Consider the following 13,756-nt stretch of genomic DNA (forward strand, 5'->3'; position numbering starts at 1 on the left):
TGCCTTTTATTTATTCTTGGGCTTGCCAGAGATTGTTCTCCAGATCAACATCGGCCATAAGTTGTGATGGATCGATTAAAATCGCCGTTATCTCATTCAAAGGCTTGTCAATGGTGAATCCATAGGTTGAATAAGCCCATGGCCAATCGTCCAAGACCGTACGTTTGATTTCTGGGTACGGATTTGCCTTTTCTCCCCGCATCATACGTAGTGGTGCGTACAAGGTCTCCTGTGTGCCGTCGGCATATACAACAAGAATATCCAAAGGCATTGGCATTAGTCCGATCCTCTCCATGGTAACCTTGGTTTTGCCGCCATCGGCAACCACTTCCTTTATACTGTAATCTATGGTATTGGTCGTCTGCGTCCAATCTACCAAATACCAGTCCAGCTCCATTCCGGAAACCTTTTCCGCCGTTCTTTTAATATCGTTGGGTACCGGATGCTTGAATTTAAAATCGTTAAAGTATTTTCTAAGGGTCTCCATTAACTTATCCTGACCAATGATATAACCTAATTGGGCGAGGAAAATCGCTCCTTTACTATAGGCAGAAATCCCATAGGCAAAGTTGTTGTCATAGCGATCGGCATAGGTTGTTTGGGGTTGTTCTTTACCTGATAGGGCTAATCTACGATAACCATTATACGTGTTATCAAAAGGGTTCTCTTTATTTTGCGCCATAATCTGGTTCATACAAAGGGTAGAGATAAATGTAGTGAAACCCTCATCCATCCACTCGTGTTTGGCCTCGTTGGTTGCCAATACCTGTTGAAACCAGGAATGGGCCATTTCGTGGGTCATCACCCCAACCAAACTACCGAATTTTCGTCCTCCGGTAATGAGTGTACCCATGGCATATTCCATACCTCCATCACCACCATGTATCACAGAATACTGCTCATAGGGGTATTTGCCGATATTCTTACTGAAGAATTCCATGGCCTCCGCTGTTTTGGGCTGCAATTTCTTCCAGTTATCAACAATTTCCGGGTCGTTTTTATAAAGGAAATGAAGCACGGGGCCATCTTCCATTTTTAAGGTATCATGTATAAAATCAGGATCTGCGGCCCACATAAAATCATGTACCATGGGGGCTTTAAAATGCCAGGTAAGTGTTTTTCCCTTTACCTTTTTCACTTTGGTACCCGGGGTTTCATACCCATGTCCTATTTCCTGTGGATTCTGTAAATAGCCCGTACCACCGACCACATAATCCTTATCGAGGGTCAGTTTTACATCAAAATCGCCCCAAACCCCATGAAATTCACGGGCGATATAGGGGTCGGCATGCCACCCTTCAAAATCATATTCGGCCAATTTGGGATACCATTGACTCATAGAGAGCGCTACGCCTTCGGCATTGTTACGGCCTGAACGACGGACTTGGACGGGTACCTGACCCTTGAAATCCAATTCAAAGGTGGTTTTACCCCCAGACGGAATAGGCTTGGCCAATTCAACGACAAGTACGGTACCCTCTTCCTTAAACGTAACATCCTCTCCGTCCTGTGTAAGGGAGGATACATGTAAAAACCCTATTTCATCAGGTTTTAAATCAGCAATCCTACTTTTCCCATCCTTCATCATTCTTCCATCGGGATCTTCGATATTCTGTAGACGCATGTCCATTTCACTGCCGGGTTGGAAGGCATTGAAATATAAATGATAGTATACTCGTGACAGTTCATCTGGTGAATTGTTCGTGTAGATCAATTTTTGTGTCCCGTTATATTGGTAATTCTTTACATTCATATCAACTTCCATAGTATAGTCGACATGTTGTTGCCAATATGAATTCGAGTTTTGTGCTTGCACAAAAATGCTAAAGGTCAATAGGGCTAAAAGGAATACTGTTTTTTTTGACTGCATAAATTTTTTAGGATTTATCTCTATTTATTTTTTGGACATTGCTTTAGCCATGATCAATGCGTTATAGGCATTTACGATTTTACCCGATGTACAAATTTCATCCATCGTACTACTTTTGGAGGAATTCCCTCCCAAAATCACTGGGGTCTTGGTGCCAAGTCCTGATTCAAGAATGATTTTCTTTATTTGGGAAGCACTTAGACTTGGATATTGTGACCATACCAAAGCGGCAACACCTGCCACGGCTGGTGAAGCCATTGATGTACCGGGCATAAACTCATATTCATTATGGGGTATGGTTGAATAAATATCAGTTCCTGGAGCAAAAATATCTACATTCACTTTCCCATAATTCGAATAAGAGGCTACCATTTCAGAACCATATTCTGGGTCTAGGGCACCTACTGTAATTACATTATCGGCAATTTCCGGGCCATTGTTGATTTGGTCGTTGGGAAAATTAGGGTTGTTGGGATCATCCAAATCAACACCGTCATTACCGGCTGCATGAACGATCAATACGTCTTTGGAAGCAGCGTATTTAATGGCATCGTACACCCAATCCGCATTAGGTGAAAATGATTTACCAAAACTACAGTTAATGATCTTTGCACCATTATCAACGGCGTAGCGTATACCCAAGGCAATGTCCTTGTCATATTCATCACCGTTAGGTACGGCGCGAATGCTCATTATTTCCACATTATTGGCTACCCCTTTGGCACCAATACCGTTGTTTCTTTCCGCTGCGATAATACCGGCAACGTGGGTACCATGGCTTTCGTCTTTAACCCTGTTCTGGGGGTTGCCGTTGCCATATTTTGTATCCATAAGGTCATAAGGGTCATCGCCAACTACCTTCCTGCCATCGAAATCAACATTAAGGTTATAATTTAATTGATCGGAAAAATGTTTTATGCCACCTTCCAATTCCTCCATTAATTCAGGAATGGTATCGGCATAAGTGAACATTTGGGTTAGGACGGCAACATTTCTTTGCATGGTCTCGGTCTCAGCCTTAATACCCGAAAGGTCTTCCTTGGTATATTCCGATTTTCCTAAATGTTCTTTTACCGCTTCATCTGCATTTTTTACCGTTTGTAAAATCTGCTCGTATTGTTGTTTGTTTGCAAGGGCTTCTGGGTATTCCTTGTCCAGTTTGGCCTGTGCCTTGGCTTGCAAATCGGCATCCCCGAGTTTTAATCGAAGGATCCTTACGTATTCCAATTGCTCGTCATAAGACTCCCCCAATAGGTTATACCCATGAATATCATCTATATAACCATTATTGTCATCATCGATGTTATTGCCTGGTTTTTCTTTCTTATTGGTCCATAGAACATCATCCAGGTCCTCGTGTGTAAGATCCATACCGGAATCAAGGACAGCTACAATGACCTTGGTGCCTTTTTTGTTACCAATAATTTCACGATAGGCTTTGTCGACACTCATCCCGGGAATGGTATCGGTAAGTAAATCGGCATGACTCCAGGATTTTTTCTGACTTTCGGTCATATCCGCGATCTTAAGCGGCATGGAATCAATATTTTCAACAGGTGTCGAAATTATAGCGGTTGCCCCGCAACCCATTAATAAGCTTGCTATGAAATATCCTAATATGGGTCTATAAAGTTTATGTGTCATGAATGGAATATTAAATTAATTTCTATGATTAGTGTATGTTGTGAAGTATGGGGGTTTTTAAAATTCAGATAAACGTGGGTAATTAGGTGTTAATTGAACAAATCATCGAACGTGTATATTTTGTCTAATCGTGCCCCTTTGGCTGTATCTTTTAGGGTACAGATTTGATGGTGGGCATCATGCTCCAAAAAGAGGTAGTAGTCATTTGACAGGGCCTTATCCATAAACACTTGTTTTTCGTCCATACTCAATAGTGGACGTGTGTCATATCCCATTACATAAGGTACGGGAATGTGACCTGTAGTCGGCAGTAAATCAGCGGCAAAGACCAAGGTCTTTCCTTTATATTGGATATGGGGAAGCATTTGTTTATCGGTATGTCCGTCGACAAATAGTATGCCAAAGCCCAATTCTGATTTTTCGATATAGGTACGGTCGTTCCTGGCAATGAACTTAAGTTGTCCGCTTTCTTCCATGGGGAGTAGATTTTCCTTAAAGAAAGAAGCTTTTTCGCGAACGTTCGGTTCAATGGCCCATTGCCAATGTTCTTCATTGGTCCAAAAATGGGCATTTTTAAAGGCAGGTTCATATCCCGTTCGGTCCTTGTTCCATTGAATGCTGCCACCACAATGGTCAAAATGAAGATGGGTCATAAACACATCGGTGATATCGTCACGGTGAAAGCCGTATTTCGCAAGGGATTTGTCCAAGGAGTGGTCGCCCCATTGATAGTAATAACCGAAAAATTTCTCCGACTGCTTGTTTCCCATACCTGTATCAATGAGAATCAATTTGTCGCCATCCTCGATCAGGAGGCTTCGAGCGGCCATATCTATCATGTTATTACTATCGGCAGGGTTGGTATTGTTCCAAATGTTTTTAGGAACAACCCCGAACATGGCACCGCCATCTAACTTAAAATTACCGGTTTCAATAGGATATAATGTCATTGCGCTCTAATGAAAAAAAGTGCAAATTAATAAAAGTGTGGAGTTTATCTGTTGTGGTTCCTGTTTTATTAGGTGTTTTTAACAAAAATATAGCTGTTTTGATGGTTTTGGACCAAAGCATTAAACTGTTGTCCAAAATAGAGCAAGGCCTTTATTTCCTGAACACTCAATAGTCTTTCTTTTTTTAGGATAAGTAGGGATGACCCGTTCGATTCTATGTGGTAATAGGGGTGGCTTTCCAGAAAAAGGATCAAATCATCGGAGAACAAAGACAAGATGGCCTCTGGATCCTCACCACTTAGAAAAAATCGTTTGTTGAAGTCCGGATGATTGTCAATCTCAATATCCTTAAATCCGGCGAGACTATATTTAAAACCTAACAGGCCTTCCTTATCCAATGTAAAGACGGGGATATCAAAATCCAACACTATATGCATCACCGTTGTTTTAACGGCTTCCCTGGCGATAAAAGTACCTTCGGTGAATTCGACGTCACACAGCCTATATCCTTTATCCTCATTTGATAAGGTATTGTAGGTGTAGGGTATGTCCCTATTCCTGAAGAACACAAAATTGCTTAAAAATCCAGTTCGGGTATTTCTTTGTGCCGCATAGGACAATTTGAAATTTTGGGCTGTTGACTTCAGTAGTTTTTGTCTTTTCGTAAAATAACGTTCGATGGGCATAAGCTTATCGAACGGAAGGACCTTACGGATCGCAAAGGGGTGATGCGAATCGGTTATGTGTTTGTCCAAGCCGATGATTTCAATATTGCCTCCCTTTTTGGCAAAGGTTTCGGTATAATTCCCCAACCCTTCCAAAGCCGTATGGTCGACGAAGTTGCAAAGTGAAAAATCGAGAATGACATCCTGGTCTTCAGGAACCATATCGAGTTTGGCCTTGAGCTTATAAAAATTGACAAAAGTGCAAAAGTATTTGACACTCACGTAAAAGTTGCCCTCATCCTTTTCCTTGTATAAAAGGATATTGGGTTTCAGTAAATTCGATAGGAAGAAAGCAATGTCCTTGTTGATTACGGCGTGAATGACAAATGTTACTATAATGCCTGCGAATATGCCCGTAATCAGATTGGTGAATAAGGTGGTCAATAGGGTAACAAAGAAAATAATGATTTGTTCCCTCCCGATTTTAGCGATTTTGGTAATGGTCTTTGGCGTGGCAAGTTTGTAGCCTGTATAGACCAATATCGCAGCCAATGCCGCTAATGGGATTTTACGTAATTGATCTTGGAAGAGCAAAACGAAAACAATCAAAAATAGGGCGTGGAAAAAATTGGAAGACCTATTCGTGGCTCCGTTGTTCACATTGACCGAGCTCCTTGCGATAACCGTAACCACATTCAGCCCCCCTAAAAATCCGCTCAAGGTTGTAGCGACACCTAAGGCTTTTAAATCCTTGTTTACGTTGGATCTTCTGCTTTGGGGATCCAATTTATCAACGGCCTTTATGCTCAACAACGATTCAATACTTGCAATCAATGTAATGGCAACGACGGCTTCAATAAAATCGAATTGAAAGGCTTTGGAAAAATCTGGGAAAGCGAGATTGGACATCACATTATCGGGAATGTTGATCAAATAGGAATCATCCAATGGATAAGGGATGTTCAAAGCGGCCAAAAGATAACTCAGGCCCACGGTCAAAATAAGAATCCACATGGGGGCCGGTATCAATTGAAAATATTCATTCCTGATCTTGGAGTATAAGATCATAATCAAAAGACTCACAAAACCTATTCCCGCAGCAACGATGGCGGGTAGGTCAAAGTTTTGGAAAAGATCGAAAATTCCGTTGGGGATTTGGGCCAACAGGCTTATGATGCTTCCATGTTCATTATTGTGGCCGATCATAATATGGAATTGCTTCGCAAAAATTCCGAGACCAATGGCAGCCAACATGCCTTCAATGGCCGATGCCGGGAAAAAATCGGCCATACGACCCATTTTTATGAATCCCAAGAGTATCATTAGAACTCCGGATATTACTATGGCGGCCAAGGTATACAGGTATCCCTGGTGCATGTCTCCTGCCCCTAGGGTGGTTATGGCCCCCAGAAGCACGATGACCAGGCCATTTCCAGGTCCGGTGATGGTAATATTGGCTCCTCCTATGATGGCGGTTATCACACCACCAACGATTGCCGCAATAATTCCCGATATGGGTGGCGCCTCACTCGCCAAAGCCAAGCCAAGGCCTAAAGGCAATGCAATTAATGACACCACGAAACCCGCAAAGATATTCTTGGGTAGTGCCGTGATGAAATTCTTGGTTTGGTTGGTTTTTGCAGGCACTGTTTATCTTCTTATGATTAAAAGGTCAGTTGGTAGGTCTGAAAGGATATGTTCCAGATCATGTTTAAAAATACGGTCGAGCAATCCAATTTTGGTGGGGGCGTTCATGACCAAAAGATCGGCCCTTACGACTTCTGCGTAATGTCCGATGGAATAGCCTCGTTTACCAAATATACTTTGTGTCTTTACTTTGACCGTATTGGTCAAGGAGGCAGGAAGGTCGGCCAATATTTTGCGTATGCGGAAATCTTCACGGTGTTTAAGGCGTTCCTTTACCAAATTCGCCTTTTTCAAGGAACGGTCATCTTTTACCGTTACATGTATTTCACTTTGTTTTATCTCTTCGACAATGGTCAATTGTTGGGCATCCAATGCGTTGGCCACGTAAAAGGCGTCGGTAATCGCCAAAGGGGTATCCGGTGCATTTAAACCATTGACCACAACATGCTTACAGGCTACTCGAACGGCAGATGGTTTAATGAGCAATAGCACGGAACAACAGACTTTCCTTGTCAGTTTCCGTGCAATGGAACCCACATAAAATTGAAACATATTTTCATGCTGTAAGGCCCCGAGGATCAATAGGTCTATGTGTTGGTTTTTACAGGTATCCAAGATAACATCATAAGGTTTTCCCTCTTGCCATTTTATATCGATAGGGAGGTCCCTATGCTCGATTTCGGCGATTATCCCATCGATTGTTTTTTGCTTTTCAACGGTTTTTTCACCCACATGCAACAAAATCAATTTTGCATTGAAATAATGGGCAATACGGGCAGTTTCCAATACATTCGCCTTTAAGGAAGGGGAAAATGCAAAGCCAAATAGAATGGTTTTGAACGGATGTATTTTGGGTGGCATCTAAAATGTTTGGGTGGTCCAAGATACTACATTATTATTAAGCAAATTGCTGTAGCTATATATTGTACGTTAAGTAATAAAAAGGTATTTTTCGTTAAAATTTGATGAATGATTGAATTAGCGGGAATCGTAATACTTGGAATTATTGCGCAATGGGTGGCATGGCGTTTAAAATTACCGGCCATTTTACCACTTATCTTAATTGGTTTATTGGTTGGACCCATTGCTACTTTGTTCACTGAGGATGGAAGCAAATTAATAGAGCCTATTTGGAATGGCCAGAAAGGGCTTTTCCCTGGGGAAGGCTTATACTATTTCGTCTCCTTGGCGATTAGTATTATCCTATTTGAGGGGGGCTTAACCTTAAAGCGGTCTGAGATAATCAATGTGGGGCCGGTCATCACAAAATTGATTACCGTAGGTTCCGTGGTTACATTTTTTGGCGCAGGTTTGGCCGCTCATTATGTTTTCGGGTTAACCTGGCAAATATCATTTTTATTCTCTTCCCTGATTATCGTGACAGGTCCTACGGTAATCACTCCTATTTTGAGGAACATTCCCTTAAAGAAGGATGTTTCCGCGGTTTTGAAGTGGGAAGGCATCCTCATCGATCCCATTGGTGCCTTGGTAGCGGTATTGGTATTTGAATTCATAAGTGTCGGTGAAGAACAAGCCTATACCCTGACCGCCTTGATCGAGTTTGGTAAGATCCTCCTTTTTGGATTTACCTTTGGATTTACCTTTGCGCATGCCTTGGCTTTTGCGATCAAGAAAAGCCTTATACCGCACTACTTGCTCAATGTGGTCTCTTTGTCGGTAGTCTTATTGGTTTTTGTGGAATCGGATATTTTTGCGCATGAATCCGGATTATTGGCTGTAGTTGTCATGGGTATGGTCTTAGGTAATATGGATTTGCCCAATATTAAAGAGCTATTGTATTTTAAGGAGTCGCTGAGTGTATTGTTGATTTCCATCCTTTTTATTTTATTGGCCGCCAATATCAACATGTCCGACCTCGAATTGATCTATAATTGGAATACCGTTATCCTTTTTGCGATAGTCGTCTTTGTGATTAGGCCTTTGGGGGTATTTCTTAGTGCTTCGGGATCCAATTTGAAACCCAAGGAGAAGTTATTCATCGGATGGGTGGGCCCAAGGGGTATCGTGGCAGCAGGTATTGCTTCACTTTTTGGTTCCAAATTGATGTTGAGGGGAGAGGTCGATGCCGAATATATAACGCCGTTGGTTTTTATGATCGTACTGGGTACGGTCTTACTCAATGCCACGACAGCACGTATTTTCGCAAAGGTTGTTGGGGTGTTCCTGACAAAATCGGAAGGTATCGTCATTATTGGGGCCTCCAAGGTATCACGATTGATTGGGCATTATCTAAAAATGAACAACAGGCATGTGGTCCTTATCGACAATAATGAATCGAATATCAATAAGGCAAAAAAAATAGGATTGGAGGCTTTTACGGCCAATATCTACTCTGATTCGCTTACCGATAACATCGAACTGAATGATGTGGGTTATTTGATGGCCCTAACGGGAAACTCGGATATCAACAAATTTGCCATAAAGAAATTCGAAAAACAATTTGGGGAAAACGGCTCGTTCCGTTTGGTCGATGCCGATGAGATGATCGATTCTGGGAACAATCCCAAGGAAGGCTTGTTTTCCCATACCGATGATTTTATCAAATTAATAGAGGCGGCCAGGAAATACCCTGCCATTCATGAAATAACCTTGAACGGGCAGGAGCATTATCAGGATTTGATTGCGATCACCAACAAAGATGATGACATTATTCCGATCTTTTTAAAAACCCCTGATGGGGAACTAAAGATCATTTCTTCCCACAGTGACCAATTTAAGGACGTAAAAAAAGGTTATCAGTTGGTTTATCTTGGAAAAATGTTCGATATCGATGAGACAGAGACCGCTTTGAAAGCTGAAATTTCAACGAAGTGATGGTTTTTTAATCACCAATACCCAAGGGTTGTTGTCTGGGGCCTTGAAATTTCCATGCGTCACTTTCCCCATTTGTTTTAGAAGCCCGTTTTTTGGGTTTATCCAACTATAATCCAAGTTTTCGGGCAAGTCCTTTATGGTAAGTTCCCCACCATTTCCCAAATAGGAAATATATAATTCACCTTCCTTGGCCAATAAGGGTTTTCCTTCGGCAAGGTCCCATCTTTTTTGAATATCCTTGATGTTCAGGTTCTTGGTCAATTGGCCAAGAATACCGACATAAGTGGCGCCTTCCAACTGTAGCGCCCCTTCCCAGGAAAGAGGTTGGTCTGTCCAGGCATCCCATCCTTTTTCATCCGGTGTTATCTTCCATTGCCATAGGCATGCTGCACCGTAAACCACGCCCATAGTGCCGCCGTGCATCAACTGCATCCATGCTTCTTCACCCTGCCACCAACCGAGTCCATGTTGACCATTACCCATGCCTTCATAGGTAGGCTCCCCATTGGCGACCGCCTTTGTGGGTTGGTTTTCATACATACGATCTACTTTGTGGTAAAGATGCTCGCCTTCATGTCCGGTTTGCGCCCATTGGAAATCCAACCATGCCTCATCCTGATAGGTTTTGTTATAATGCATGCAATGCTTCCGTGGATCGTCGCCCTTGGCCCAAGTTGCCACATAATCATCACAGGGGTTATAATGTATCCCAACGGGTTGTTGATAGCAATCCCATTTTTGGAACATTTCCCCACTCTCCTTAACTCCAGGGTCCTTTCCGTTATGGTCCCCGGCGATTAACCATAGGGCAGGCATACTTCCATATCGGGCTAGGAGGTATTTGGAGTAGCGCACATATTCCTGGGGATCGATATTTGTTCCCAATACTTGTAATCCTTTCCATCCAAATCCATGAAAAACAGGTTGATATACAGGGACTATTCCATGGTCGATGAGAATTTGAATCAAGGAGTCAAAGTATTGAAAGTAGGTAATGTCCATTGTATTGATGTGTCCCTCGGACAGATCTTTAAAAGCCCTTTTAAAACCCATGACGGTATTGCGTTCATTAGGCCCGTCAGCGTTCATGTCGGGTTGAAGGGTCATCATTAACGCGGTATTAAAGCCTTTTTGCTGTCGGTCTTGGGCGTATGCGGTCACTTGTTGTTTGGTAGCCCTAAAGGGTATGGCCCAAGGCGTATCCGCGACCATTAAAAAGGACTTGCCCGAATGGTGCATTACATTTCTATGGCTCGGACTTATTTTCATCAACCCTTCACGCAGTAAATCGTTATTTCCTGAATATGGGATTGATTTGAATAGACCCGTTTGACCATGCAGTCCAGAATCTTCCTTTTCGGAGGCATAGGACCTCCATGCCCATATTTGATTGTCATCGGTTGGGGCAAAACGAATTTTCCAGGTATTGTTACCATCCCAAAAGGCAGGTCTTATGAGGGAATCCCCTTTTTGATTGGTAAAAGTGGCCCATACCTCAACATCGGTATAAGGGTTGGGGTAGTCCAATGCGGCGGTTAAGGAAATCTCCATGGTGGTCCATTGGGATACTTTTTCATGGACTTCCTGGCCGTATGAGAAAATCCCCAGCAACACCAGAACGATTATAGCACTTCTATTTTTCATGGTCTTTACGGAATGAGTATAGAAAGGTACTAAAATTAACGTATTGGGATTGAAGTGTCCCTTGGTATTTTATGCCGTGTATGTAGGGTGTACCCTTATTGGGTGGGTTTAATCGGTCTATCCGTTAAAAGGTTCTGCCCGCCAAATGGTAACGGTAATATCCTCAAGGTCTATTTTATAATTCTTACCGGCCACCATATTGAAGAAATGAACGGAAGACTCCCTTTTAATCTTATCGGCAAGCATTGAAGTATCGATTTCACCACTATCCTGTCGCCACATAAAAATGGAATTTTCCTCTACTTGGATGATGCGGTGTTTAGCTGTAAACTGTGCAATATAAAGCGTCATTAACTAAGGAAATTTAGTACAAAGATACGGCGTAATTTTGAATAATTGGAACTGAAAATCCCCATTATCCATACGTTTCCATGATCAACAAAAACCCCATAAGGTCAATATATTACAGCTGTGATTACAGGTGATCCCACCCCGAAAGATATTCAACCCATATTGGAAAAAGAACAAAATCCTTCCTGTAAGGGCTTTCTTAGTCGTTCAATTTTAGAACGGCCATAAAAGCTTGCTGTGGTATTTCCACATTACCCACTTGACGCATCCGTTTCTTACCTTTCTTCTGTTTTTCCAAAAGTTTACGTTTACGCGAAATATCACCCCCATAACATTTGGCGGTAACATCCTTTCGCAGGGCCTTGATGGTTTCCCTGGAAATGATCTTTGATCCGATGGCAGCCTGAATAGGAATATCAAATTGTTGTCTTGGGATAAGTTCCCGTAATTTTTCACACATTTTCTTTCCTATGTTGGCGGCATTATCGGCATGTATAAGGGCCGATAAGGCATCAACGGGTTGTGCGTTCAGAAGAATATCGACCCGTACCAATTTAGAGGTACGCATTCCGATAGGGGCATAGTCAAAAGAAGCATACCCTTTGGATACGGTCTTTAATCTGTCGTAAAAATCAAATACTATTTCCGCTAGGGGCATATCGAAATTCAATTCGACCCGCTCAGTGGTCAAATAGGTCTGATTGGTAATGACTCCCCTTTTTTCAATACATAGCGACATTACGTTACCCACAAAATCGGCCTTTGTGATTATAGTGGCCTTTATATAAGGCTCTTCCACACGGTCTACTGTTGAAGGATCGGGAAGGTCGGAAGGATTGTTCACAATCAAGGGAACTTCAGGATCCTTTCGTGTATACGCATGGTAACTTACGTTGGGTACGGTAGTGATTACCGTCATATCAAATTCACGTTCCAGTCTTTCCTGGATGATTTCCATGTGAAGCATGCCTAGGAAACCACAACGAAAACCAAAGCCTAGGGCTGCACTGCTTTCTGGAGTGAACACCAAGGAAGCATCGTTAAGCTGTAATTTCTCCATAGAGGAACGAAGCTCTTCGAAATCTTCGGTATCCACTGGATATATTCCAGCGAAAACCATGGGTTTTACATCTTCAAAACCTGCTATGGGGTTTACGGTAGGATTGTTGGCATCGGTGATGGTATCACCCACTTTGACTTCCCTGGCATCCTTTATACCGGTAATCAAATAACCCACATCCCCGGTTCGAATGACCTGTTTGGGATGTTGCGTCAATTTCAAGGTACCTACTTCGTCCGCATAGTAGTCCTTATCCGTGGCAACGAATTTTATTTTTTGTCCCTTTTTTATTTCGCCATTAATAACCCTAAAGTAGGTTTCTACACCTCTGAACGGATTATAAACAGAGTCGAAGACCAAGGCCTGTAAAGGTTCGTCGGCAACGCCCGTTGGTGGTGGAATACGTTCAATAATGGCCGTAAGGATCTCTTCGATCCCAATACCGGTCTTGGCACTGGCAGGAATGACCTCGTCGGCATCACAGCCTAAAAGATCCACAATATCATCGGTAACTTCCTCTGGGTTGGCACTTGGTAAATCCACCTTATTGAGAACAGGAATGATCGTAAGGTCATTTTCCAGGGCAAGATATAAGTTGCTTATGGTTTGTGCCTGTATACTCTGTGCGGCATCGACTACCAATAGCGCACCCTCACAGGCCGCTATGGAACGGGATACCTCGTAGGAAAAATCAACGTGGCCCGGGGTGTCGATCAGGTTAAGGATATATTCCTCACCCTTATAGACATAGTCCATTTGAATGGCATGACTTTTAATAGTGATACCACGTTCACGTTCAAGATCCATACTATCGAGAAGTTGTTCCTTTTTTTCACGTTCTGTCACAGAACCTGTAAAATCAAGCAACCGATCGGCCAAGGTGCTTTTACCATGGTCAATATGGGCAATAATGCAAAAGTTTCTTATTTTTTTCAACTACTCTTCAGATTAAATATCGATTATCAAAGGCCTTAAGTCTTCATAAGAAGACCCATTTCTTTTAAAAGTGCAAATATAATGTAAAATAAACCGTGGTTGATTTGAGGTATTTATTTATAGCAGTGTTTTTTATGATAAACTCGATGAATCG

Annotated in this window: 9 protein-coding genes; 1 reads left to right on the top strand and 8 read right to left on the bottom strand. The window is 42.3% G+C overall.

The window, feature by feature from the left end; all coding sequences use genetic code 11:
- Positions 1-10 precede the first annotated feature (10 nt).
- The 5 genes from LX92_RS01290 to LX92_RS01310 all read right to left on the bottom strand — a co-directional run bounded on the left by LX92_RS01290 (position 11) and on the right by LX92_RS01310 (position 7,637).
- Positions 11-1,870, bottom strand: coding sequence for a M1 family metallopeptidase (locus LX92_RS01290; protein WP_109648467.1), 1,860 nt, complete (start codon positions 1,868-1,870; stop codon positions 11-13).
- A gap of 24 nt (positions 1,871-1,894) precedes the next feature.
- A complete protein-coding gene (locus LX92_RS01295) occupies positions 1,895-3,514 on the bottom strand; it encodes a S8 family peptidase (RefSeq protein WP_109648468.1) in 1,620 nt (539 codons plus the stop codon).
- An 89-nt stretch (positions 3,515-3,603) separates the two neighbouring features.
- Entirely contained in the window at positions 3,604-4,464 is an 861-nt protein-coding gene (locus LX92_RS01300) for an MBL fold metallo-hydrolase (RefSeq protein ID WP_109648469.1), read from the bottom strand.
- A gap of 68 nt (positions 4,465-4,532) precedes the next feature.
- A complete protein-coding gene (locus LX92_RS01305) occupies positions 4,533-6,776 on the bottom strand; it encodes a SulP family inorganic anion transporter (RefSeq protein WP_109648470.1) in 2,244 nt (747 codons plus the stop codon).
- 3 nt (positions 6,777-6,779) lie between these two features.
- Complete coding sequence (locus tag LX92_RS01310) at positions 6,780-7,637, bottom strand: universal stress protein (RefSeq protein ID WP_109648471.1); 858 nt, start codon at positions 7,635-7,637, stop codon at positions 6,780-6,782.
- Positions 7,638-7,745: 108 nt separating this feature from the next.
- On the opposite strand from LX92_RS01310, the gene LX92_RS01315 reads away from it, so the two are divergent.
- On the top strand, positions 7,746-9,611 hold the full coding sequence (locus LX92_RS01315) for a cation:proton antiporter (protein WP_109648472.1): 1,866 nt from the start codon (positions 7,746-7,748) through the stop codon (positions 9,609-9,611).
- Here LX92_RS01315 and LX92_RS01320 read toward each other — a convergent pair.
- The 3 genes from LX92_RS01320 to lepA all read right to left on the bottom strand — a co-directional run bounded on the left by LX92_RS01320 (position 9,600) and on the right by lepA (position 13,602).
- On the bottom strand, positions 9,600-11,255 hold the full coding sequence (locus LX92_RS01320) for an apiosidase-like domain-containing protein (RefSeq protein WP_109648473.1): 1,656 nt from the start codon (positions 11,253-11,255) through the stop codon (positions 9,600-9,602). The two genes, LX92_RS01315 and LX92_RS01320, sit on opposite strands and share 12 nt — an antisense overlap.
- A gap of 117 nt (positions 11,256-11,372) precedes the next feature.
- Positions 11,373-11,606 (bottom strand): GTP-binding protein LepA, encoded by a 234-nt coding sequence (locus LX92_RS01325; protein ID WP_109648474.1) that lies wholly within the window; start codon positions 11,604-11,606, stop codon positions 11,373-11,375.
- 199 nt (positions 11,607-11,805) lie between these two features.
- The gene (gene lepA, locus LX92_RS01330) at positions 11,806-13,602 is read right to left on the bottom strand and encodes a translation elongation factor 4 (RefSeq protein ID WP_109648475.1); all 1,797 of its coding nucleotides are present in this window, start codon (positions 13,600-13,602) and stop codon (positions 11,806-11,808) included.
- Between the last annotated feature and the right edge of the window lie 154 nt (positions 13,603-13,756).

Origin of the sequence: Maribacter polysiphoniae (assembly GCF_003148665.1) — a bacterium.
GTDB lineage: Bacteria > Bacteroidota > Bacteroidia > Flavobacteriales > Flavobacteriaceae > Maribacter_A > Maribacter_A polysiphoniae.